Raw genomic sequence first — 20,763 nt, forward strand, 5'->3', positions numbered from 1 at the left:
GCCCGAGGAGCTGCGGGCCGCCCTGGAGGCGGTGATCGAGGAGAGCGACGGGCTGATCCGGGTGTTCAACGCGCTGCTGATGATCGCCCGGCTCGAGGCCGGGAATGCCCGCGAGATCCTGGCGCCGGTGGATCTCGGTGCGGCGGTCCAAGAGGTCGGGGAGCTCTACGAGGCCTTGGCCGAGGATCAGGGGCTGCTGCTCGACGTGCGTGCCGGCGACGGGCTGATCATCGCGGGCAACCGCGAGCTGATCGGGCAGGCGCTCGCCAACCTGATCGACAACGCCTTGAAATACGGGGCCGGCGGCGCCGAGGCGCAGGTCTCCGTGGAGGCCGAGCGCGTCGGCGACACGATCCGCCTTTCGGTGTCCGACCATGGGCCGGGCATCCCGGAAGCCGAGCGGGGCCGGGTGCTCGGGCGCTTCGTCCGATTGGAGGATGCGCGGTCGCGGCCGGGCTTCGGGCTGGGGCTCAGCCTGGTCAACGCCGTCGTGCGGCTGCATCGGGGGACATTGCAGCTCTCCGACAACGGGCCCGGGTTGCGGGTGGATCTCGCGTTCCCGGCCGAGGCACAGGGTGCCGCGGCGACGGCGGGTGACGGCGCGGCCGAACCGATACCGGCTTTGGCGGCGAGCGCTCCGGGAGGGTCGATTTCCCGCCTGTCCTGAGGCAGGTACGGGATCACGACCCCGAAATCTTAGTCTTGTCGGATCGCCGCATCCCGAAAACCGGCAACCACTTTTCGGGACGAAGCTCAGGAGGCCCCATGACCCTCACGTCCAAGACCGCCCTCGTCACCGGATCCACCAGCGGCATCGGCCTCGCCATCGCCCGTGCCCTCGCGGCGCAGGGGGCGAACGTGGTGCTCAACGGGTTCGGGGATGCCCAGGCCATCGAAGAGATCCGCGCCGGGATCGAGCGCGAGCACGGGGTGAAGGCGCATTACTCGGCCGCCGACATGAGCAAGCCCGAGGCGATCACCGCGATGGTGCGGGAGGCCGAGACGGCGTTCGGCGCCGTCGACGTGCTGGTCAACAATGCCGGCATCCAGTTCGTCGCGCCGATCGAGGCGTTTCCGCCGGAGAAGTGGGAGCAGATCATCGCGATCAACCTGTCCTCGGCGTTCCACGCGATGCATGCCGCGATCCCCGGCATGAAGGCCCGGGGCTGGGGGCGGATCATCAACACCGCCTCGGCGCATTCGCTGGTGGCCTCGCCGTTCAAGTCGGCCTACGTGGCGGCCAAGCACGGGATCAGCGGACTGAGCAAGGCGGCCGCGCTGGAACTGGCGCCGCACCGGATCACGGTGAACTGCATCTCGCCGGGCTATGTCTGGACGCCGCTGGTGGAGGCGCAGATCCCGGACACGATGAAGGCCCGCGGCCTGACCAAGGAGCAGGTGATCGAGGATGTGATGCTGAAGGCGCAACCGACCAAGGAATTCGTGACCGTCGACCAAGTGGCGGCACTGGCGGTCTTTTTATGTTCTGACGCGGCCAGCCAGATCACGGGTGCCAATATCAGCATGGATGGCGGCTGGACCGCGCAATAACGCCGGTGCGGCTCCGCCCCCGTGAGGGCGGAGCCGCATGGGGTTCAGCGGCGCCCGTGGAATAGCAGGGCGATGCCGTAGCCGACCGCGCCGGCGATCAGCAGCGCGACCAGCGGATTCTCCTCGACCCGGGCCCCGACAGCGGCGCGGCCGTCGCGCAGGTAGGAGCCGCCGCGCTCGTAGGCGTCCTCAGCGACGTCGCCGGCCCGACCGTAGGCGTCGCCGGCATAGTCGGTCGCCTTGTCGGCGAGGTCCCGGGCCTTGTCCTTGACCTGCCCGTAGGCGTTCTGGGCCTGGCCCTGAGCGTCGCGGACGCGGCCTTCCACCGAGTCCCGGTTCGAGCCCACGAAGTCGCCCGCCGCGCCCTGGGCCTTGCCGAGGGCTTCCTTGGCGCCGCCGACGATCCGATCCGTATCCACCATGACTCTCTCCTCGACGTGAGCGCGGCCCCGGTACGAGAGGAGGCGCCGCAGGATCCCTCGTCGTGCACCGAACGCACGAGACCAGGTTTGCGCACCGCCCCGCGGCGATTTTCTGCGGCTTGACCCGCCGCATGCGGATCAGGGTCAAGCCGGGGGCAGCGCCTCAGAGCCCGATCAGCTCGGCGATGGCCGCCGCGCCCGCGGCCGGGGAGGTCTCGCCCCTTGCGACCCCGGCCTCGGCCTCCGCGGTGCTGCGCCGGACTTCCGGCGAGCCGACCAGGCGCTGGTGCAGCCGCTCGTGGACGAGCGCCCACATCCATTTCACGTCCTGGGCCCGGCGCTTGGTCTGGATCTCGCCGGTGGCGGTGAGCTTCTCCCGGTGATCGACGATCCGCGCCCAGAGGGCGTCGAGACGCAGGTTGTGGAAGCCCGAGATCGTCACCACCGGCGGCGTCCAGGTCGCCGAGGCGGGGGTGAGGATGTGCAGGGCGGCGCGGTATTCCGAGGCCGCGGCGTTGGCCCGCTGCTCGGCCTCGCCGGCATCGGCCTTGTTGACCGCGATCATGTCGGCGAGTTCGAGGATGCCCTTCTTGATCCCCTGGAGCTCGTCGCCCGCCCCGGGCAGCATCAGCACGAGGAAGAAGTCGGTGAGGTCGGCCACCGCGGTCTCGGACTGGCCGACGCCCACGGTCTCGACCAGGATCACGTCGAACCCGGCCGCCTCGCAGAGCAGCATGGTCTCGCGGGTCTTGGCCGCGACGCCGCCGAGCGTGCCCGAGGACGGGGAAGGGCGGATGAACGCCTTGGGATCGTGGGCGAGGCGGGCCATCCGGGTCTTGTCGCCGAGGATCGAGCCGCCGGTGCGCGACGAGGACGGATCGACGGCCAGCACGGCGACCCTGTGGCCGGCCTCCGTGAGGTTCGATCCGAGGGCGTCGATGGTGGTGGACTTGCCGACGCCGGGCACGCCCGTGATGCCGACCCGGATCGCCTTGCCGGTCTCGGGCAGGACCGAGTCGATCAGCGACGCGGCGAGCGCCCGGTGATCGGACCGTTTCGACTCCGCCAGGGTGATCGCCCGGGCCAGGGCGGCGCGGTCGCCGCGCAACAAGCGCTCGCGCAGGCTCTCGATGTCGATGGACGGCGTCATGAGCCCTTCATGGCGGCGCTTGGCGCCGCCGTCGAGAGGGTATCGTCGGCAGGGACCGACGGGACGCGAGGCTCGGTCAAATGCCTGTGTCCGTCGCACCACGAACCGCCGTTTACCCGCACTCCACAGGGCGAGCCCACGATCGTGCCCCGCCATGGTCACGATCCTGCGCGACGGTTGGCGCCCCGCCCGAACGCACCCGGATCATGTCGAGCCAGACCGTCTCACGCCGCGTACTCCTCCGGATCGGCGCCCTCGCGGGGGCGGCGGGCCTCGCTCCGAGCCTCGGCGCCTGCGTCACCGATGACCTCGGCACCTCCGCGCTGCCCGAGAAGCAATCGGCGCTCGACGTCATGCCGGTGCTGCTGGTGGCCACGACGCGCAAGCCCGTAGGCACGCCGCCCCGGCCGCCGTATTTCAATTCCGAGCGCGGACGCGGCCTGAGCTTCGCCGAGGTGCGCCTGTCGCCGCCGGACCGCTCGCTGCTGGGCAAGGTCTCGGCGGTGATCACCGGCGACTGGACCATCGGGGCCGTGCCCAAGACCGAGACCGGGCCGGGCGCCGCGGAGGCCTTCGCGCAGGCGGCGCTCGGCCGCGACGTGCTGATCTACGTGCACGGCTACCGCGAATCGTTCGAATCCGCCGCCGTCAGCGCGGCGCGCCTGTCGGACGGCATCCGGTTCCGGGGTGTCTCGGGCCTGTTCACCTGGCCGTCGGCCGCTGCCACCTTCGATTACAATTACGATCGCGAGAGCGCGCTCTGGTCGCGCGACGCCTTCGAGGACCTGCTGAAGGCCATCACGGCGACCCCGAGCGGCGGCCGCATCAACATCGTCGCGCACTCGATGGGCACGCTGCTGACCCTCGAGACCATCCGGATGCTCCGCGCCGAGGCCGGCGAGGCCGCGATGGCGCGCATCGGCGCGGTGGTGCTGGCCGCCCCCGACATCGATTTCGACCTGTTCTCGAACGGCGTCGCCCGGCTCGGTCCCGACGTATCGAAGATCACCGTGATCTCCTCGACCAACGACCGGGCGCTGGAACTCTCAGCGGCCATCGCCGGCGGCGTCCGGGCCGGCGCGGCCGACCGCGCCAAGCTCGAAGCGTTGGGCGTGCGCGTCGCCGACGCCTCCGATTACGGCGGCGGCCTGATCAACCACGACCTGTTTCTCTCGAACCCGGAGGTGCAGGCGGTGGTCAAGCGCGCCATCGCCCGCGGGGCGGGGGTGTGAGGGACCGGCCCGGCGCTCACGCCATCCGGGTCGCCATGCTCTGCGGCGGCAGGGGTTCTTCCGGGAGGACAGGGGCGTCGCCGGAGGCGTCCAGGTGGTCGATCCGCTCGGCCCAGACCCGGAAGCCCACCAGGGGATTGGGGCCGAAGGTGTGCGTCAGCGGGACGTCCGCGGCGTCGCGGCCGTAGGCCACCATCACCCGGCCGATCCGCGGGCTGTTGTTGCGCGGGTCGAACACATGCCAGCGCCCGCCGAGATAGACCTCCATCCAGGCCGCGAAGTCGCCGGCCGGATGCGGCTCCGGCTCGCCGATGAAGCTGACATAGCCGGTGCAGTAGCGCGTCGGCACGTTGAGCGCCCGGCAGAACGCCACCGCCAGATGGGTGAAGTCCCGGCAGACGCCCCGGCCGCCAGCATAGGCATCCACGGCCGTGCGGTCGCGATGGGCGAACTCGTAGCCGAACGCGATGTGGTCGTGCACGAAGTCGCAGACCGCCTGCACCCGGCCCCAGCCCGGCTCGATCTGGCCGAACAGCCGCCACGCCTCATCGGCCAGCAGGTCCGATTCGCAGTAGCGGCTCGGCAGCAGGAACACGATCGCCTCGGCAGGCAGCGCCTCGATCGCGTGCTGCTCGGCCTCCGGGTAGGCCGGGTCCGGGCGTCCATCGTCGCCGATCACCGCGTCGGTCCCGATGGTGAAGTTCCCCGCGGGGGCGGTCAGCCGCCCGCACAGGTTGCCGAAGCCGTCGCGATAGAGATCGACCGGCACCGGCGGCTCGGTGCGGAGCGTGTCGGGCGCCTCAAGGGCGTCCGCCCGGGTGGGATGCACGTTGAGCATCACCACCATCGGGACCGGATAGGGGAAGGCGTAGCGCATCTCGCAGCCGAGCCTGATCCGCATCCGCGGTGATCCTTCTTCCCGTTGGGTTTCGTTGCGGCCGCGGGCCCGGCAGGATTCGCGCCACGGCTTTCGCGGCGGACTGGCCCAGACGGGCTTGGCGGGCGTCCGGTTCACCCCTACAGCATCCGCGCGCGGCGCTCATGACCGCCGGGGGAGGCTTAGGCATTTCTCCCCGGGGCGGGGCGTCGCACCCGCGCGCGATCCCGCTGACCGGGCGCGCCAAGGACGGTTACGAGAAGGATGCCGGCCATGTTCACGCTCGAGATCGAGGGCACCGCCGTGGCGGTGATCAACAGCGACGAGGCGTCCGCCAAGGACCTCTTCACCTGCGAAGGCTTCAAGGAAGACATCCGGACGATGACGAGCGAGGGCAAGCCGCTCTGGAACGGCACGTCGCCCCTGATCATCCGGGCCGCCACCGAGGACGAGATCGAGATCTTCGAGGACGCGCTCGCCGAGGATGACGGCGAGGGCGAGTTCACCGACGACAAGCACCATGCCGGCGGCGAGTCCGACGAAGAGGACGAGGACGAGGCGGACATCGTCTTCCTGGTCGATATCGACGAGGCGGACGAGGACGACGAAGCTGACGCCTGAAACGAACACCTGAACTCGGCCGCCTCCCGGGGGTTTCCGATCCGATTCGGAATCAGCCCGGGAGGAACGACATGGCTGACAGCAGGCGAATCGTGGATGCGCTGGTGCGGTCCCGGCGCGGCGGCATCGCGGCCAGCGCGGCGTTGGGCGGTCTCGCGCTGATCGGTGGGCTCGCCTACCGGGCCCTGCGTGGGACCGCGCCGCCGGAGACGGGCGGCCCGGATTTCTCCACGGTCGACGAGGACGAGGCCCGGCTGATGCTCCGGGCGATGGTGGCCGCCACCATCGCGGACGGCATGGTCGATACGGCCGAGCGCAAGCGCCTCGACGCCGCCGTGGCCGAGGCCGGCATCGACTCCGACGGGCGCGCCTGGCTCGATCGCGAACTGGAAAGCCCCGCCGAGATCGACGAGATCGCCGAGCGGGTGAACGAGCCTGAGGCGGCGGCGCGGATTTACGCGGCGGCCCGGCTGGCGATCGACCCGGACACGCTGCAGGAGCGCCAGTTCCTGAAGATGCTCGCTGAGGCCCTCGATGTGCCCGGCGAGGCCACGGCCCGGATCGAGCGCGACATCGCCGCCTGACTGGACTGCATTTCCGGCTACACATCTCCCGCGATGGCCGAGCTTCGTGCTAGCCTGACCGGGCGGTGATCCGGGCGGACGCGTCCCGGCCGCTCGAGGCCGGGACGTTCCATGCCGACGCTGCCATTGCCCGCCCAATCCCGCGCGCGGCGGGCCATCCGCACCTTCGCCGCAGCCCTGCTCGCCGGAGGCCTGACCGCGATGAGCTTCCCCGCCCACGCTGCAGACCCGGGCCCCGGCCCCCTGACGCTGGCCAGCCAGGGCAGTTTCTTCGTCGGCGGTCGCGACATCCAGTCCGACACGCTCTCGACCCTGCCGGCCTATGCGCCGTCCGGGACGATCACGGTCGATCAGGTCTATGTCCGCTATCAGATCCCGGTGGACCCGGTCCGGCCGCCCCTGGTGCTGATCCACGGCTGCTGCCTCACCGGCAAGACCTGGGAGACGACCCCGGACGGCCGCATGGGCTGGGACGAGTTCTTCGTCCGCCGCGGCTTCCCGACCTACGTGATCGACCAGGCCTGGCGCGGGCGCTCGGCGATCAGCCCGGCCCAGATCGATGCGGTGAAGATGGGCAAGGCCGAGCCCGATTCGCTGCCGCCGGTCTTCTCCGCCGGGCGCGAGCCGGCCTGGGCGATCTTCCGGTTCGGGCCGGAATACCCGAAGGTGTTTCCGGGCATGCAATTTCCCCTGGAGGCCCAGGGCGAGTTCTGGAAGCAGATGGTCGCCGACTGGTCCGCGGCCCTGCCGGTCCCGAACCCGACCGTGCCGGCCTTGTCGGAGCTTGCCAAGCGGCTCAAGGGCGCGGTGCTGGTCTCGCACTCGCAATCGGGCATCTATCCATTCCAGACCGCCGCGCTGGATCGCACCGGCATCCGCGCGCTGGTGGCGATCGAGCCCGCCGCCTGCCCGGATCCGGCCAAGGACGACCTCGCCCCCTACAAGGACCTGCCGATTCTGGTCCTGTTCGGCGACTTCGTCGACGCCTCGCCCCGCTGGGCACCCCGGCTGAAGCAGTGCCGCAGCTTCGTGGCGGCGGCGAACGCGGCCGGCGGCCGGGCCGAGCTGATCCTGCTGCCGGAGATCGGGATCCACGGCAATTCGCACATGCTGATGCAGGACAAGAACAGCCTCGACATCGCCGACTGGCTGGCGGGCTGGATCGAGAAGCGGGCCGGGAAATCCTGAACGGGCAGCCGGCGTCGTAACCGGCCCGTCCTCCCGATCACCCCCTTATCCGAAGAGGCTGTGAGTCGATTGATCGATTGGCCGACAACCCGCGATAAGCCGAGCGCTGATGCGCTCACCTGCGGGCCCGCGCTTCGGGGCGAGGCGCTGGTTCCCTCTCCCGTGCGGGAGAGGGACAGGGTGAGGGGACAGGTTCCTCCGGGTAGGGCGTATCCCTCACCCCAACCCTCTCCCGCACGGGAGAGGGGGCTTGCTGCGCTTCGTTATCGGCCGCAGCCTCAAACCGGCTTCCGCGCGGTCAAGAACTGACCCATCCGCTCCAGCGCCCGGCGGATGTTCTCGGCCGAGTTGGCGTAGGACAGGCGGATATAACCCTCGCCGTGGACACCGAAATCCGGGCCGCCGATCACCGCGACGCCCGCCTCTTCCAGCAGGGTGGCAGCGAGCGGCTTGGCCTTCCAGCCGGTCTGGGCGATGTTCGGGAAGGCGTAGAACGCGCCCTTCGGGGCGATGCACGACACGCCCGGCAGGGCGTTCAGGCCCTCCACCACGATCGCCCGGCGGCGATCGAACTCGGCGACCATCTCGGCAACGCAATCCTGCGAACCGTCGAGGGCCGCGATGCCGGCCCATTGGGTCGCGGCGTTCACGCAGGAATGGGCATTGACCGCGAGCTTCCGGGCCGCGTCGTAGAGGGGCTTGGGCCAGACCGACCAGCCGAGCCGCCAGCCGGTCATCGCGTAGGTCTTGGACGCGCCGTCGAGATAGATCAGCCGGTCGCGGATTCCTTCGTACTTCAGCAGCGAGTGATGGGCCTCGCCGTCATACGTCATCGTGCCGTAGATCTCGTCCGACAGCACGGCCACGTCCGGATGGTCGGCGAGGCCCGCGACCAGGGCGTCGATCTCGGCCTTGGGCGTCACGCCGCCGGTCGGGTTGGCGGGGGAGTTGACGATCAGCAGGCGGGTCCTGGGGGTGATCAGCGCCAGGGTCTCGGCCGCCGAGAAGGCGAAGCCGTTGGCCTCGCGGATCGGCACCGGCACCGGCGTCGCCCCGGTGAACTCGATCATCGAGCGGTAGATCGGGAAGCCGGGATCCGGATACAGGATCTCGGCGCCGGGCTCGCCGAACATCAGGATCGCCATGAACATGGTGACCTTGCCGCCCGGCACGATCATCACCGAGTCGGGCGAGACGTCGACCGCGTGGCGGCGGTGGATGTCGCGGGCCACCGCCTCGCGTAAGGGCGGGATGCCGATGGCCGGCGTGTAGCCGTGGTGCCCGTCGCGCAGGGCCTTGATGCCGGCCTCGACCACGTGGGCGGGCGTCGGCATGTCGGGCTGGCCGATGCCGAGGTTGATCACGTCCCGCCCCTGGGCGGAGAGCGCCTGGGCGCGGGCGAGCACCGCGAACGCGTTCTCCTCGCCGATGCGCGAGAAGGCCGGGACGACGTGCAGCATCGCGCTCTCCGCGGGACGTGAAGGCTTCAGTGCTTGGTGCGCTCGGAGAGCTTCATGGCGCCGAACGACATCGCCCCGGCGATCACAGCGAGGATCACGAAGGTCTTCACCGAGGCGTAGAACAGCGCTGGCTCGATGCCCGTATCGGTGTAGAGCACTAGGCCGATCGCCGCGAGCGGCAGGGACAGGAGGATGAACAGGGGGACGAGCGGGTTCATGTGGGGCACTCGGATCCGGCGCGCGGTTGGCCGCGGCTCATGGGCGTCGCGCTTGCATACCACCCTGCGGCAAAGGTTGGGACCCCGGGGCCGGGAGTTTTTCGCGGGACCGTCGCGTCGCTCACCGAAGTGCAAGAATTTGGCTGGATACTAGCTATTCAGGAGGAGATGCCAGTATGCGCCCATCAGCGGTCTCGTCGAACGGCAACAGGTCAAATGTATCGCCGCTCGATATTTTGACGGCTCAGATCGGCCGGCTGCTGCGGCATCCTGCCTACCGGCGCCAGAGCATCGTCAGCTCGCTGCTGCAGCGCCATCTCCCGAACGACGCGGGCTACGCCTGGAACGGCGAGGTGGCCCTGCGCGAGCGTCTCGGCCGCGCCGGCCTTGACGCGGCGAGCATCGACCATCTCATCCGCAACACCCAGGCCGAGATCCAGCGCCTCCGCGGGCCGGCCGACGCCTGAAAGTCTTCAAGCCGGGACCCGGACCGTCGCCCGCAGGCCGCCCATCGGGCTCTCGTGCAGGGCGATGTCGCCGCCATGGGCCCGGGCGATGTCCCGGGCGATCGCCAGCCCGAGCCCGGATCCGCCCGCATCCTGCCGGGAATCATCCAGGCGCACGAACGGCTTGAACACCTCCTCGCGGCTCTCCGGCGGGATGCCCGGCCCGTCATCGTCGATCGAGACGTAGAAGGCGCGGGCCTCAAGCCGGCCGGAGATCGCCACCGTCTCGCCGCAGCGGGCTGCGTTGGCCGCGAGGTTGAACAGGCAGCGCCGGAACGCCCCCGGGCGTACCGTGACCTCGGGGGCGCCCGCGAGATTCACCTCCGAGACATGGGCGCCCAGGCGCTCCACGTCGCTGCGCAGATCCTCCAGCAGCGCGCGCATGTCGGTGGGCGTCGCCGGCTCGGCGGAATCGCCGCGGGCGAAGGCGAGGTAGCCCTCCAGCATCCGGCTCATCTCGTCGACGTCGCGGCTGAGATCCTCGATCTCGCTGGTCTGCTCGAACAGCGCCAGGGACAGGCGGAAGCGGGTCAGGATGGTGCGCAGGTCGTGGCTCACGCCGTTGAGCATCGTCGTGCGCTGCTCCATGGCCCGCTCGATGCGCCGCCTCATTTCGATGAAGGCGTGGCCGGCCTGGCGCACCTCCCGGGCTCCGCGCGGCCGGAACTCGATCTCCCGGCCCTTGCCGAACCCCTCCGCCACGGCGGCGAGCCGCAGGATCGGCTTGATCTGGTTGCGCAGGAACAGGATCGCCACGCCGAGCAGCACCAGCGAGGAGCCGATCATCCAGACTAGGAAGATGTGCGAGTTCGACGCGTAGGCCTGGCTGCGCCGGCCGGTGATCCGCATCACCCCGTCGGGGATCGCCACCCGGATCTCGATCAGGTTCGAGCGGCCGACGGTGTCGATCCAAAACGGCCGGCGGATCTGGCGGCGGATCTCGTCGGAGAGCGCCTCGTCCAGGATCGAGAAGAACGGCCGCGGCCCCTGAGCCGGAAGCTTGGCGCCCTTCAGAATGTCGAGGTCGAGGTTCAGCCGCTCGGCCGCGATGCGCGACAGCGTCTCGGCATCCCGATCCTGGGGGTAGCTCTCGTAGATGTCGATCAGCGCGGCGACGTCGGCGGTCACGGCGGCCGACAGGCGCTTGGTCACGAGCTGCCAGTGCCGCTCCATGAACGTGTAGGCGATTACCGACTGGAGCAGGACTACGGGCGCGATGATGATGATCAGCGACCGGGCGTAGAGCCCCTTCGGCAGCGCATCCCCGATCGCGCGGCTGACGCGCTTCCACAGCTTGTGCGGCGCCGAGCGCGGCCGCGGCGGATCCGTCCGCAGGGCGCGGGCCAGGCCGGGATCGGGGGCGTTCACGAGCTCGCGCGCCCGTGCCGCAGCGGCCCGCCGGGGCGGGGTCGGGACTGGCGGCGTAAGGTCCGTGTGACGGCGGCGGACATGGGGCGGGCGGTTGCGGGCGGTGGGCCGTTATCGCACCCGCGCCACGATCGGCCAAGGCAACGGCGGAACGGAGCCGTTTGCGCCTTGCACGACGGAGCGCGGGCCATACCTGTTGGATGCGGGGGGCACCCGCCGGCCGAGGTCTCGAGGGCCATGCTCAGCACCGATACAGACATCCTCGCCGCCGCCTCCGCATGGCGGCGGGACGGGCGCGCCGTGGCGCTCGCCACAGTCATCGAGACCTGGGGTTCGGCGCCGCGGCCCGTGGGCAGCCATCTCGTTGTCGATGCCGACGGCAATTTTTTGGGGTCCGTCTCGGGCGGCTGCGTCGAGGGATCGGTGATCACCGAGGCGCTCGAGGTGATCGCAGCGGGGTCGCCCCGCATCCTCGAATTCGGCGTCGCCGACGAGACCGCGTGGCGGGCCGGGCTGTCCTGCGGCGGCCGGATCCGGGTCTTCGTCGAGCGGGTCGACTGATGCGCACCGAGACCCTGGAGGTCCTGAACGCCGAGCGCGCCGCGCGCCGGGCGACGATCTTGGTCACCGACCTGGCGGACGGGATGCAGCGGCTGGTCCGCGAGGCCGAGATCGCGGCCGATCCCCTGGCGGCGGCGCTGGGCAAGCACCTGGCCGCGGGCAAGAGCGGCCTCGTCGAGATCGACGGCCGGCAGACGTTTCTGACCGTGCAGGTCCCGCCGGTACGCCTCGTTGTGGTCGGCGCCGTCCACATCTCGCAGGCGCTGGCGCCGATGGTGGCCGGCCTCGACCTCGCGCTGACCGTGATCGACCCGCGCACCGCCTTCGCCAGCCCTGAGCGCTTCCCGGGCGTCGACCTCGTGGCCGAGTGGCCCGACGCCACCCTCGGCAGCCGCGTGCCGGCCCTCGACCGCTACTGCGCGCTCGCGGCCCTGACCCACGATCCCAAGATCGACGATCCGGCGCTGAAGGCGGCGCTCACGGCGGGGTGTTTTTACGTCGGCGCCCTGGGCTCGCGGAAGACCCACGCCGCCCGCACCGCCCGGCTCGCGGAAGCCGGGTTCTCGCCTGAGCAGATCGGCCGGATCCGGGCCCCGATCGGGCTCGCCATCGGGGCAGTGAGCCCGGCCGAGATCGCGCTGGCCGTGCTGGCCGAGATCGTGGCGGCGCTCCGCCGGGTCCCCCGCCCGGAGGTCGCGTGAGGTTCGGCCCCGTGCCGGTCGCCGAGGCGGCCGGCCTGATCAGCGCCCACACGGTCCGGCGGGACGGCATCACCCTGCGCAAGGGCGCGGTGATCCCAGAGGACGCGGCCGCCGACCTTGTCCGGGCGGGGCTTTCGGAGATCGTCGCCGCCGCCCTCGAACCCGGCGATGTCGGCGAGGACGCCGCTGCGGCCCGGCTGGCCGCGCATCTGCGCGGGCCGAACCTCCGCGCCGAGGCGCCCTTCACCGGTCGCTGCAACCTGTTCGCCGAGACCGCCGGCGTGCTGACCCTGGTCCCGGCCCGGATCGACGCGGTCAACGCCGTCGACGAGGCGGTGACGGTGGCGACCCTGCCGCCGTTCAAGCCGGTGGTGGAGGGCGAGATGGTCGCCACCGTGAAGATCATCCCGTACGCCGTGCCGGGCGCCGTGCTGGCCCAGGCCTGCGCGGCGGATACGGCCGGCGCCCTGGCGGTGGCGCCCTATCGGCGCAGGCGCATCGCCGTGGTCTCGACCCGCCTGCCGAGCCTCAAGGAGACCACCATCGACCGGACGCTCAAGGTCCTAGCCGAGCGCCTCGCCCCCACGGGGGCCGCGATCGTTTTCGAGTCTCGGGTTCCGCACACGGCTGAGACCGTGGCGGCGGCGCTCGGGGAGGCGATCGACTGCGCCGGGGCGGATCTGGTGGTTGTGTTCGGCGCTTCGGCCATCGCCGACCGGCGCGACGTGATCCCGGCCGGCATCGCGGCGGCCGGCGGTAACGTCGAGCATCTCGGCATGCCGGTCGATCCCGGGAACCTGCTGCTCGTCGGCAGCCGGGCCGGCGTACCGGTGGTCGGTGCCCCGGGCTGCGCCCGCTCGCCCAAGGAGAACGGCTTCGACTGGATCCTGCACCGTCTGCTGGTGGATCTGACTGTCACCCGGGCCGACATCGTCGCCCTCGGGGTCGGCGGCCTGCTGATGGAGATCGTGTCCCGGCCGCAGCCCCGGGCCGGCGGCGAGGCCGCGGAAGCCGATGCCTGAGATCGGGACGATATTGCTTGCGGCCGGCCTCGGCACCCGGTTCGGCTCGGAGCCGAAGATGCTGGCGCTGCTCGAAGGAAGGCCGCTGGTCCGCCATGCAGCGGAGGCGGCCCTAGCGGCCCGGCCGCGCCCGGTGGTCGTGGTGCTGGGCGCCCATGCCGATGCGGTCCGGACGGCGCTGGCGGGGCTCGATGTGGTGATGGTCGAGAACCCGGATTTCCGGGCCGGGCTAGCCACCTCACTGCGTGCCGGCGTCGCCGCGCTGCCGAAATCCCGCGACGCGGCCGTGGTGGTGCTCGGTGATATGCCGCGCATCTCCGCGGCTTACATCGACCGGCTGGCCGCTGCCTTCGAACAGCCCGCGAAGGCTCCGGCGGCCGTCGTTCCGGTACAGGATGGCCGGCGCGGAAATCCGGTGCTCCTCAACCTGCGCCGGCTTGCCGACGACATCGCTCGCCTCACCGGCGACCGCGGCGCCGGGCCGCTCCTCAAGGATCGGTCCGATATCCTGGAGATCCCCGGCGATGCGGCGACCGCCCTCGACATCGACACGCCGGCCGCGCTGCGAGCCGCCGACCGCGCCTGACCCTCAGCGCTTCGCGTCCGTCGGAAGGCGTCCGGCCTTGGCGTCGCTCCGGCAGCGGTCGGAGCAGTAGCGCACCTCGTCCCAGACGCGCTCCCACTTCTTGCGCCAGGCGAACGGCCGGCCGCACTGGGCACACAGCTTCTCCGGAAGGTCGCCCTTGCGGCGCATCCGCGGCATCGTTTCCATCCCTGTGACTGCGCGTGATCTGGGGCGGAACCGGGCTGATCCCAGTCCGTTCCGCATTCAGAGCTGCGAACACTTTGGATGAGTCGGGGACGTGCCATGCTGAAAGTCACCTATATCGACTTCCACGATCGCTCGACGGTGAATCCCCTGAGCGGCTGGTACATCACCGACGCGAACGGTGCGATGATCGGCGAGGCGCACCGCTACGACGATCAGGCCAGCGGATTGCGCGCCCTCAGCGCCCTGAGCGCGTGATCCGGCCCGGGTTGGCCCGCGCGTCCAGCAGCCTGGCCGACCCGAGCATCACCGTCAGCCCCGCGAGATTGACCGCGATCTGGAGCGGCCAGGCAGGGTCGAAGGTGCGGTAGAGGATCCGCCCGATCAGCGCCGCCAAGCAGCCCGCGGCGAAGATCTCCAGGGAGTGCCGGCCGCAGGCATCGATCAGCCGCAGCCCCCGCCACCCGGAGACGCGCCGCACGGCGGGCGCGCTGAAGATCAGGTAAGTCAAGGCCAGGATGTGCAGCAGGCGCAAGGGCGCGACATGGCTCTTGTCCGGAGCGCCGATCGCCAGCGGCCGGAGGTCCGGCAGACCCCACTCCGCCCACGAGCCGCCCTGCAGCAGCCCGAAGGCCAGGTAGGCCCCGGCCAGCGCCGCAGCCCAATTGCGCCAGGGCAGCAGGCCGTCCCCGGCCCGGACGGCAATCGCCAACGCGGCCCCGATCACGAACAGGAACTGCCAGGCGAACGGGTTGAAGTACCAGCCTTCGTCCACAGCGGCGGCGTTCGGCAGGTTCAGGGTGGAATCGACATTGGCGGCGAGCCACAGCGTGCCCGAGAGCGCCAGCACCCCCCAGATTCCGCGCTGCATCCCGAAATAGATGACCGGGAAGAGGCCGAGCAGCAGGATGTAGAGCGGCAGGATGTCGAGGTAGTTCGGCAGCGCGTTGAGGGCGAGGCCGCGCAGCAGGCCTGGCAGCAACCCCATCTGCAGGAGCGGCGCGACGCCGAAGCGCGGCGTGAGCCCGGTCAGGTTCATCCAGGCTCGCACGATGACCAGGGTGGCGAGCAGCAGCCCGGCCTGGAACAGGTAGATCCGCAGGCAGCGCCGGCCGATGCGGGCCAAGGTCGGCCAGGCTCCGGCCCGGCCGAACAGTCCGCCATAGGCGACCATCGACGAGTAGCCCGCCAGCAGCACAAAAATCTCGGCGGCGTCCGAGAAGCCGAAATTGTGCAAGGTGAACAGGGCCGGCGTGTTGCGCGGGATGTGATCGATGAAGATCGTCAGCAGCGCTAGGCCCCGCAGCACGTCGACCCGCGCGTCCCGGACAGGCTTTTTCGGTGGGGGTGCGGGCACTGACGCCGGCGTGGGCGCCGGCGCCACCCCGCGGCCGAAGGGCGCCCGCTCAAGGTCGTCGAGGCTCTTCACGCAGCTGTCACCGGGACGCTCTTTCGCCAGAGGTGGCGTGAAGCTCACACCGCAATGCAATATAACCCAGCCATACACCAATGCCGCGACGGATCGCATCGATCACGCGCCTTTGTTCCGGGGCGGGCGACGTCCGGCATGCCGTCGACCGCGACCGCGCGTCGGCATGCGTTTCTCAGATTGGCGCGGAGCATGTCGGCCCGATACCGACAGCTCTGACCCTTTGGCTGCCGCGGATCGGCGTCGCATTGCGCCGCCCCAGCGGACATTGCCGATGATCGCTGTCATAGAGGCGGCGGATCGATCCCGGCGGATGCCGGGGAAGGGCAGGGTTCATGCGCGTCCTCGTCACCGGAGCCGGCGATTTTCTCGGCCGCCGCCTGCTCGAGGCGCTGCGGCAGGGCCTTCCCCCCGGCAGCCGCATCCTGGGCATCGACCGCCGCGCGCAGCCGCCGCTCGACGGGGTGACCCTCCTGGATGTCGATCCGTTCGAGGCGCGAAAGCTCACCGGGGCGGTCGCAGCGTTCGACCCGACTTTCGTGTTCCATCTCGCGGCCCTGGCGTCGGTCGCCCGGTCGAGCGAGACGCCGGCCTATGCCTGGCGGGCGGATCTGCTGGGCACCCTCAACCTCGCCGAGGCGGTGGCGCGGACCCGCGCGACCTTGGTTTTTCTGAGCTCGACCGTGGTCTACGGGGAGGCGTTCCGCGACCGGCCCCGTCCGGATGAATCCGTAACGCCCCGGCCCGACACGATCTCGGGTCGGACGAAAAATGCCTGCGAGTACATCCTGCGCGACGTGCTCGCCAATGCCGGCGTGAAGCACCTCGTGCTGCGGCCGTCGAACTATATCGGCCCCGGCCAGAGCGAGACCTTCGTGGCCGCCTCCTTCGCCGGGCAGATCGCCCGGATCGAGCGCGGCTCGGCCCCCCCGATCCTGGAGGCGGGCGATCTCGCGGCCGGGCGCGACTTCCTCGACGTGTCGGACGTGACCGCCGCCTGCCTGCGCGTCCTGGACCTCGCCGAGGATCTGCCCGACGGCGGCATCTTCAACGTCGGTACCGGCATCGTGACGCCGGTCTCGGCGATCCTCGACGCGTTCCGCGGCCTGACGGATGCCGATTTCGCGGTTCAGGTCGCGCCGGACCGGACCCGACCCACGGGCGCCCGCAGCCAGGGCTGCGATCCCACGGCCTTCGCGGCCGCCACCGGCTGGGCGCCGGTGATTCCCCTGGCGCAGAGCCTCCAGGCGATGCTGGACGCGGCGCGGGCACGGACGGGCTGACCGATTGTCGACGACTTGGTCCCACCCGCCACCTCATCCTGAGCAGCGTTCGCGCAGCGGACGCCTCGAAGGATGAGGGCAAGGGCGGGATTTCGATGGGGTTTTTGATCCCGGACCGACGGCCGCGACCAACTCCTACCGCGAAAACTTCTTGTACTTGATCTTCTTCGGCATCAGCGAATCCGCCCCGAGCCGGCGCATCTTGTCGGCTTCGTAGTCGGAAAAGTTACCCTCGAACCACTCGACGTGGCTGTCGCCCTCGAAGGCCAGGATGTGCGTGGCGATGCGGTTCAGGAACCAGCGATCGTGGCTGATGATCACCGCGCAGCCCGCGTAATCCTCCAGCGCGTCCTCGAGGGCGCGCAGGGTCTCCATGTCGAGGTCGTTGGTCGGCTCGTCGAGCAGCAGCACGTTGGCGCCACCCTTCAGGGTCCGGGCGAGGTGGACGCGGTTGCGCTCGCCGCCCGAGAGGGTGCCGACTTTCTTCTGCTGGTCGCCGCCCTTGAACGCGAAGGCCGCGCAATAGGCGCGGGAATTGATCTCGCGCTTGTTGAAATAAATGATGTCGTTGCCGCCCGAGACCTCCTGCCAGACCGTGGCGTTCGGATCGAGGGCGTCGCGCGACTGGTCGACGTAGCCGAGATGCACGGTCTCGCCGATGGCGATCTTGCCGCCGTCGGGCTTCTCCTGGCCGGTGATCATCTTGAACAGGGTGGTCTTGCCGGCCCCGTTCGGGCCGATCACCCCGACGATGCCGCCGGGCGGCAGCTTGAACGAGAGATCCTCGATCAGCAGCCGGTCGCCGAACGCCTTGTTGAGGTGCTCGAACTCGATGACGTTGTTGCCGAGCCGCTCGTCGATCGGGATGACGATCTGCGCCGCCGCGTCGACCTTGTTGTTCTGCTTGGCGACCAGCTCCTCGTAGCGGGTGATGCGGGCCTTGGACTTCGACTGCCGGGCCTTGGGCGAGGCGGCGATCCACTCCTGCTCGCGGGCGATCGAGCGCTGGCGGGCCATGTCCTCGCGGCCCTCCTGCTGGAGGCGCTTCTGCTTCTGCACCAGCCAGGCCGAGTAATTGCCCTCGTAGGGGATGCCCCGGCCGCGATCGAGTTCCAGGATCCAGCTGGTGACGTTGTCGAGGAAGTAGCGGTCGTGGGTCACGATCAGGATCGCGCCCGGATAGGTCTTCAGGTGCCCTTCGAGCCAGTTCACGGTCTCGGCGTCGAGGTGGTTGGTCGGCTCGTCGAGCAGCAGCAGTTCCGGCTCCCAGAGCAGCAGCTTGCACAGGGCCACGCGGCGGCGCTCGCCGCCCGACAGGGTCGCCACCGGCTGCTCGTCGCTCGGGCAGCCCAGGGCCTCCATGGCCTGATCGACCTTGGAATCGAGCTCCCAGAGATTGGCCGCCTCGATCTTGTCCTGGAGCGCCGTCATCTCGTCGGCGGTCTCCTCGGAATAGTTCATGGCGAGTTCGTTGTAGCGGTCGAGCAGCGCCTGCTTCTCGGCCACGCCCTCCATGATGTTCTCGCGGACCGACTTGTTCGGATCGAGCTGCGGCTCCTGCGGCAGGTAGCCGACCCGGGCGCCCTGGGCGACGAAGCCCTCGCCGGTCCACTCGGTGTCGATCCCGGCCATGATCTTGAGCAGGGTCGACTTGCCCGAGCCGTTGATGCCGAGCACGCCGATCTTGGCGTCCGGGTAGAACGACAGGTTGACGTCCTCCAGGACCTTCTTGCCGCCCAGGTAGGACTTCGTCAGTCCCCGCATGTGGTAGATGAATTCGCGAGCCATCGCGGACCGTCCTCGGCGCGTTGTTCGGGAGAGCGCGGCGCGTGCCAGCGGCACGGGTCAGGCGCGGGGTCTTCGACCCGTCCTGTCAGCGCGTTCCCCACGATATAAGAATGTCCTCGACCGAGTATCAGGCCCGCCGGGCAGCGGCAAGGATGCGGGGCCGGCGGTCGTCGGCTCAGGCGAAGGGATTGGGCACGGATTTCGGTGCCTCGTCGGGCGCCACCGCCACCGCCTCGGGCAGGTCGCCGGCCTCCAGGGCCTTCACGATGGCGTCCAGCGTATCCCGCAGCAGGCGCGCCCGGGCGAGGCCGGCCCTGTCCTTGGTCAGGTCGAGGGAGCCGTGCAGGGCGATTCGGTCGGTGCCGTTCTCGAAGCTGAGGGCGCCGATATTGCGCACCGAAGCATCGTCCGCGAAGGGCTCGAAGGCGTCCGCCTTCGGCTTCCGGCGGCTTGGCTTGTCGTCGGACATGGTCCCTCTCAGAAGATCGCGCGCATCAAGTCGCGCAGGAGCTTGCGCACGGCGCGGTTGAGTTCCCGGCTCAGCCAATCCTGCCAGCTCTGCTCGCGGCGGGGCCGGTGCTCGTCGGCGCGGGCGGCGGCCTTCGGATCGGGCAGGGCCATGGCGCTGGCCCGGGCGGCGGCCGGGAGGCCCGGAAAAACGTCGATCCCGGCCTCGCGGGTCAGCTCGTCCACCGAGACGGCGCGCCAGTCCCGCGACTCGTCGTTGCGGGCTAGATAGGCGCCGGCCTCGCCGCTGGCCGGATCGTAGAGCGCCTTGAACAGCTGGGTGGGCACGAGCACGCCGCCCTTGATCTGCTGCACCGCGTCGCCGGAAAAGATCACCCCGGTGACGACGAAGATCGACCCGCGCCGGCTCGCCAGCCGCCGCGTGCCCTCCTCGATATCGGCCCAGAGGCCGCGGTTGAGCACCCGGTTCTGCGGCACGATGTTGGCCAGGCTGAACGATTCGGCCTGGGCGCTCAAGGTCGGCATGTCGCCCGCAGGGGCGAGGTGGCCCCGGTCGAAGCCGCTGCGGACGTAATCCTCGAGCGAGGCGCGTTCCGCATCCGGCAGCCGCGTCTCCTCGTGGAATGAATCGTCCCGGGCGACCGTACGGGCCTCGGCGACGCTGGCGTGGGTGAGGCGCTCGGCGGAATAGAGCGGCGTGCGCGTCACCCCCGAATGCAGGACCGCGAAGGCCTCGAAGCACAGCGGCACCGTGCGCGCGGCGAGCTTCGCGTTGGTGAGGACCGGCGCCAGCCCGCCGGCGAACAGAGCCGGGCAGCTCTCCTGCGCCCCGGCCGGGGTCGCAAGGGCGACGAAGGCCAGGGCCGCGACGAAACGCCCCCGAACGTCGCTCACCAGCATACGCGCACCCGGCGCGGCCCTTCCGGGGTCGGACGGTCGCGCCAGGCGCAGGGCCGGCCGAGGCTGCGGGTGAACGGCCTGGCGTCGCGGTCGGGGCCGCCCGGCGAGACGCGCTCCGGGCAGGCGCCGAGGAAGTTGCACGGGAAGTCGAGGTTGCCGTCCGGCGGGCGCGGCCCGGCATAAGCTTGGCCGCTGGGCGTAATCGTCAGCATGAGCAGAATTGTGCACAGACGAACCGGGCTCAAGAGCGGACCTCATGTGGCGGTAAGGGCACGTGATTGAAAAAATCGCCGGCCCGACATTGATCGCGCCGCCGTTCGTCCGTACCTGCACTATCATGACAGCGACGGACGGGTCGGTTCTAGCATGAACGCGCGCCCCCCGGGTGCTAGCGTCGTGACGGCGAGAATCCCCTTTCGGGAGCCCGCATGACGGGGCCGTCGCCACACTCGAACGAGCGGATGCGATCCTTGGCGATATCCTCTGAGCATTCAGCGTTGCTGGACCGTGTCCCGGAGCCTGCGGCGCTTCGGCAGCTTCCCGAATCCGAGCTGCAGGCGGTGGCGGACGCGGTGCGGGCCGAGATGATCGACGCCGTGTCGATCACCGGCGGCCATCTCGGCTCGGGGCTCGGCGTGGTCGAGCTCACCGTCGCCCTGCACCAC

Annotated in this window: 26 protein-coding genes (1 of these 26 cut by a window edge); 14 read left to right on the plus strand and 12 right to left on the minus strand. The window is 70.3% G+C overall.

Annotation, left to right across the window (positions count from 1 at the left end; genetic code table 11):
• Both MKL11_RS23775 and MKL11_RS23780 read left to right on the plus strand, forming a co-directional pair.
• A protein-coding gene (locus MKL11_RS23775) for a sensor histidine kinase (RefSeq protein WP_243947836.1) crosses the window boundary here: on the plus strand, positions 1 to 667 show its 3' end. The gene continues 848 nt to the left of window position 1, outside the view; only the last 667 of its 1,515 coding nucleotides appear in the window; its start codon lies beyond the left edge, outside the window; its stop codon occupies positions 665 to 667.
• Between the two features lie 98 nt (positions 668 to 765).
• Complete coding sequence (locus MKL11_RS23780; protein ID WP_243947837.1) at positions 766 to 1,551, plus strand: 3-hydroxybutyrate dehydrogenase; 786 nt, start codon at positions 766 to 768, stop codon at positions 1,549 to 1,551.
• 44 nt (positions 1,552 to 1,595) lie between these two features.
• Here MKL11_RS23780 and MKL11_RS23785 read toward each other — a convergent pair whose 3' ends face one another.
• On the minus strand, positions 1,596 to 1,973 hold the full coding sequence (locus MKL11_RS23785) for a CsbD family protein (protein ID WP_243947838.1): 378 nt from the start codon (positions 1,971 to 1,973) through the stop codon (positions 1,596 to 1,598).
• A gap of 163 nt (positions 1,974 to 2,136) precedes the next feature.
• Complete coding sequence (gene meaB / locus MKL11_RS23790) at positions 2,137 to 3,123, minus strand: methylmalonyl Co-A mutase-associated GTPase MeaB (RefSeq protein ID WP_243947839.1); 987 nt, start codon at positions 3,121 to 3,123, stop codon at positions 2,137 to 2,139.
• A 206-nt stretch (positions 3,124 to 3,329) separates the two neighbouring features.
• Here meaB and MKL11_RS23795 point away from each other — a divergent pair, with 206 nt between their 5' ends.
• Complete coding sequence (locus tag MKL11_RS23795) at positions 3,330 to 4,355, plus strand: alpha/beta hydrolase (RefSeq protein ID WP_243947841.1); 1,026 nt, start codon at positions 3,330 to 3,332, stop codon at positions 4,353 to 4,355.
• 16 nt (positions 4,356 to 4,371) lie between these two features.
• Here MKL11_RS23795 and MKL11_RS23800 read toward each other — a convergent pair whose 3' ends face one another.
• Positions 4,372 to 5,256: a transglutaminase-like domain-containing protein gene (locus MKL11_RS23800; protein ID WP_243947843.1), complete on the minus strand. Its 885-nt coding sequence runs from the start codon at positions 5,254 to 5,256 to the stop codon at positions 4,372 to 4,374.
• A gap of 249 nt (positions 5,257 to 5,505) precedes the next feature.
• On the opposite strand from MKL11_RS23800, the gene MKL11_RS23805 reads away from it, so the two are divergent.
• From MKL11_RS23805 to MKL11_RS23815, 3 genes are all read left to right on the plus strand, one after another.
• Positions 5,506 to 5,853 carry a hypothetical protein gene (locus tag MKL11_RS23805; protein WP_243947845.1) on the plus strand — a complete coding sequence of 116 codons (348 nt, stop codon included), beginning with the start codon at positions 5,506 to 5,508 and terminating at the stop codon, positions 5,851 to 5,853.
• A gap of 71 nt (positions 5,854 to 5,924) precedes the next feature.
• On the plus strand, positions 5,925 to 6,437 hold the full coding sequence (locus MKL11_RS23810) for a DUF533 domain-containing protein (protein ID WP_243947847.1): 513 nt from the start codon (positions 5,925 to 5,927) through the stop codon (positions 6,435 to 6,437).
• 111 nt (positions 6,438 to 6,548) lie between these two features.
• Positions 6,549 to 7,625: an esterase gene (locus MKL11_RS23815; protein WP_243947849.1), complete on the plus strand. Its 1,077-nt coding sequence runs from the start codon at positions 6,549 to 6,551 to the stop codon at positions 7,623 to 7,625.
• 278 nt (positions 7,626 to 7,903) lie between these two features.
• Here MKL11_RS23815 and MKL11_RS23820 read toward each other — a convergent pair whose 3' ends face one another.
• On the minus strand, positions 7,904 to 9,085 hold the full coding sequence (locus MKL11_RS23820) for a pyridoxal phosphate-dependent aminotransferase (protein WP_243947851.1): 1,182 nt from the start codon (positions 9,083 to 9,085) through the stop codon (positions 7,904 to 7,906).
• Positions 9,086 to 9,111: 26 nt separating this feature from the next.
• Positions 9,112 to 9,303, minus strand: coding sequence for a hypothetical protein (locus MKL11_RS23825; protein WP_243947853.1), 192 nt, complete (start codon positions 9,301 to 9,303; stop codon positions 9,112 to 9,114).
• Between the two features lie 236 nt (positions 9,304 to 9,539).
• Here MKL11_RS23825 and MKL11_RS23830 point away from each other — a divergent pair, with 236 nt between their 5' ends.
• Positions 9,540 to 9,770, plus strand: coding sequence for a hypothetical protein (locus MKL11_RS23830; RefSeq protein ID WP_243947855.1), 231 nt, complete (start codon positions 9,540 to 9,542; stop codon positions 9,768 to 9,770).
• A gap of 6 nt (positions 9,771 to 9,776) precedes the next feature.
• Here MKL11_RS23830 and MKL11_RS23835 read toward each other — a convergent pair whose 3' ends face one another.
• Positions 9,777 to 11,177 (minus strand): ATP-binding protein, encoded by a 1,401-nt coding sequence (locus tag MKL11_RS23835; RefSeq protein WP_409565903.1) that lies wholly within the window; start codon positions 11,175 to 11,177, stop codon positions 9,777 to 9,779.
• Positions 11,178 to 11,414: 237 nt separating this feature from the next.
• Here MKL11_RS23835 and MKL11_RS23840 point away from each other — a divergent pair, with 237 nt between their 5' ends.
• The 4 genes from MKL11_RS23840 to MKL11_RS23855 are packed head-to-tail and all read left to right on the plus strand — an operon-like array spanning position 11,415 to position 14,047.
• Positions 11,415 to 11,738, plus strand: a complete 324-nt coding sequence (locus MKL11_RS23840) for an XdhC family protein (RefSeq protein WP_243947857.1) — start codon at positions 11,415 to 11,417, stop codon at positions 11,736 to 11,738.
• Entirely contained in the window at positions 11,738 to 12,439 is a 702-nt protein-coding gene (locus tag MKL11_RS23845; protein ID WP_243947859.1) for an XdhC family protein, read from the plus strand. The genes MKL11_RS23840 and MKL11_RS23845 overlap by 1 nt, the downstream gene beginning before the upstream one ends.
• On the plus strand, positions 12,436 to 13,461 hold the full coding sequence (locus tag MKL11_RS23850) for a molybdopterin-binding protein (RefSeq protein ID WP_243947861.1): 1,026 nt from the start codon (positions 12,436 to 12,438) through the stop codon (positions 13,459 to 13,461). Before MKL11_RS23845 ends, MKL11_RS23850 begins: the two co-directional genes overlap by 4 nt.
• Positions 13,454 to 14,047, plus strand: coding sequence for an NTP transferase domain-containing protein (locus MKL11_RS23855; protein WP_243947863.1), 594 nt, complete (start codon positions 13,454 to 13,456; stop codon positions 14,045 to 14,047). Before MKL11_RS23850 ends, MKL11_RS23855 begins: the two co-directional genes overlap by 8 nt.
• A gap of 3 nt (positions 14,048 to 14,050) precedes the next feature.
• Here the strand turns inward: MKL11_RS23855 and MKL11_RS23860 are convergent, their stop codons facing one another.
• Entirely contained in the window at positions 14,051 to 14,224 is a 174-nt protein-coding gene (locus MKL11_RS23860; RefSeq protein WP_243947865.1) for a DUF2256 domain-containing protein, read from the minus strand.
• 105 nt (positions 14,225 to 14,329) lie between these two features.
• Here MKL11_RS23860 and MKL11_RS23865 point away from each other — a divergent pair, with 105 nt between their 5' ends.
• On the plus strand, positions 14,330 to 14,488 hold the full coding sequence (locus MKL11_RS23865; RefSeq protein WP_243947867.1) for a hypothetical protein: 159 nt from the start codon (positions 14,330 to 14,332) through the stop codon (positions 14,486 to 14,488).
• Here MKL11_RS23865 and MKL11_RS23870 read toward each other — a convergent pair.
• Positions 14,469 to 15,659, minus strand: coding sequence for an OpgC family protein (locus MKL11_RS23870; RefSeq protein ID WP_243947869.1), 1,191 nt, complete (start codon positions 15,657 to 15,659; stop codon positions 14,469 to 14,471). The genes MKL11_RS23865 and MKL11_RS23870 overlap by 20 nt on opposite strands.
• A 335-nt stretch (positions 15,660 to 15,994) precedes the next feature.
• On the opposite strand from MKL11_RS23870, the gene MKL11_RS23875 reads away from it, so the two are divergent.
• Positions 15,995 to 16,942: an NAD-dependent epimerase/dehydratase family protein gene (locus MKL11_RS23875; protein WP_243947871.1), complete on the plus strand. Its 948-nt coding sequence runs from the start codon at positions 15,995 to 15,997 to the stop codon at positions 16,940 to 16,942.
• 135 nt (positions 16,943 to 17,077) lie between these two features.
• Here MKL11_RS23875 and ettA read toward each other — a convergent pair whose 3' ends face one another.
• From ettA to MKL11_RS23895, 4 genes are all read right to left on the minus strand, one after another.
• Positions 17,078 to 18,730: an energy-dependent translational throttle protein EttA gene (ettA, locus tag MKL11_RS23880; protein ID WP_243947872.1), complete on the minus strand. Its 1,653-nt coding sequence runs from the start codon at positions 18,728 to 18,730 to the stop codon at positions 17,078 to 17,080.
• A gap of 175 nt (positions 18,731 to 18,905) precedes the next feature.
• On the minus strand, positions 18,906 to 19,199 hold the full coding sequence (locus tag MKL11_RS23885; protein ID WP_243947873.1) for a hypothetical protein: 294 nt from the start codon (positions 19,197 to 19,199) through the stop codon (positions 18,906 to 18,908).
• An 8-nt stretch (positions 19,200 to 19,207) separates the two neighbouring features.
• Complete coding sequence (locus MKL11_RS23890) at positions 19,208 to 20,098, minus strand: DNA/RNA non-specific endonuclease (protein WP_243947874.1); 891 nt, start codon at positions 20,096 to 20,098, stop codon at positions 19,208 to 19,210.
• Entirely contained in the window at positions 20,089 to 20,310 is a 222-nt protein-coding gene (locus MKL11_RS23895; RefSeq protein ID WP_243947875.1) for a hypothetical protein, read from the minus strand. The genes MKL11_RS23890 and MKL11_RS23895 overlap by 10 nt, the downstream gene beginning before the upstream one ends.
• Before the next feature lie 249 nt (positions 20,311 to 20,559).
• Here MKL11_RS23895 and MKL11_RS23900 point away from each other — a divergent pair.
• Positions 20,560 to 20,763 (plus strand): 1-deoxy-D-xylulose-5-phosphate synthase N-terminal domain-containing protein (locus tag MKL11_RS23900; RefSeq protein ID WP_279600689.1); only part of this gene is annotated, 204 nt, incomplete at its 3' end.

It is taken from the genome of Methylobacterium sp. J-077 (genome assembly GCF_022829365.1).
GTDB lineage: Bacteria > Pseudomonadota > Alphaproteobacteria > Rhizobiales > Beijerinckiaceae > Methylobacterium.

Coding starts and splice junctions, on each gene's coding strand:
- MKL11_RS23795 (WP_243947841.1), top strand. CDS start 3,330: ATGTCGAGCCAGACCGTCTCACGCCGCGTACTCCTCCGGATCGGCGCC.
- MKL11_RS23890 (WP_243947874.1), bottom strand. CDS start 20,098: ATGCTGGTGAGCGACGTTCGGGGGCGTTTCGTCGCGGCCCTGGCCTTC.
- MKL11_RS23860 (WP_243947865.1), bottom strand. CDS start 14,224: ATGCCGCGGATGCGCCGCAAGGGCGACCTTCCGGAGAAGCTGTGTGCC.
- meaB (WP_243947839.1), bottom strand. CDS start 3,123: ATGACGCCGTCCATCGACATCGAGAGCCTGCGCGAGCGCTTGTTGCGC.
- MKL11_RS23780 (WP_243947837.1), top strand. CDS start 766: ATGACCCTCACGTCCAAGACCGCCCTCGTCACCGGATCCACCAGCGGC.
- MKL11_RS23810 (WP_243947847.1), top strand. CDS start 5,925: ATGGCTGACAGCAGGCGAATCGTGGATGCGCTGGTGCGGTCCCGGCGC.
- MKL11_RS23820 (WP_243947851.1), bottom strand. CDS start 9,085: ATGCTGCACGTCGTCCCGGCCTTCTCGCGCATCGGCGAGGAGAACGCG.
- MKL11_RS23885 (WP_243947873.1), bottom strand. CDS start 19,199: ATGTCCGACGACAAGCCAAGCCGCCGGAAGCCGAAGGCGGACGCCTTC.
- MKL11_RS23840 (WP_243947857.1), top strand. CDS start 11,415: ATGCTCAGCACCGATACAGACATCCTCGCCGCCGCCTCCGCATGGCGG.
- MKL11_RS23815 (WP_243947849.1), top strand. CDS start 6,549: ATGCCGACGCTGCCATTGCCCGCCCAATCCCGCGCGCGGCGGGCCATC.
- MKL11_RS23895 (WP_243947875.1), bottom strand. CDS start 20,310: ATGCTGACGATTACGCCCAGCGGCCAAGCTTATGCCGGGCCGCGCCCG.
- MKL11_RS23825 (WP_243947853.1), bottom strand. CDS start 9,303: ATGAACCCGCTCGTCCCCCTGTTCATCCTCCTGTCCCTGCCGCTCGCG.
- MKL11_RS23865 (WP_243947867.1), top strand. CDS start 14,330: ATGCTGAAAGTCACCTATATCGACTTCCACGATCGCTCGACGGTGAAT.
- MKL11_RS23855 (WP_243947863.1), top strand. CDS start 13,454: ATGCCTGAGATCGGGACGATATTGCTTGCGGCCGGCCTCGGCACCCGG.
- MKL11_RS23785 (WP_243947838.1), bottom strand. CDS start 1,973: ATGGTGGATACGGATCGGATCGTCGGCGGCGCCAAGGAAGCCCTCGGC.
- MKL11_RS23800 (WP_243947843.1), bottom strand. CDS start 5,256: ATGCGGATCAGGCTCGGCTGCGAGATGCGCTACGCCTTCCCCTATCCG.
- MKL11_RS23805 (WP_243947845.1), top strand. CDS start 5,506: ATGTTCACGCTCGAGATCGAGGGCACCGCCGTGGCGGTGATCAACAGC.
- ettA (WP_243947872.1), bottom strand. CDS start 18,730: ATGGCTCGCGAATTCATCTACCACATGCGGGGACTGACGAAGTCCTAC.
- MKL11_RS23845 (WP_243947859.1), top strand. CDS start 11,738: ATGCGCACCGAGACCCTGGAGGTCCTGAACGCCGAGCGCGCCGCGCGC.
- MKL11_RS23875 (WP_243947871.1), top strand. CDS start 15,995: ATGCGCGTCCTCGTCACCGGAGCCGGCGATTTTCTCGGCCGCCGCCTG.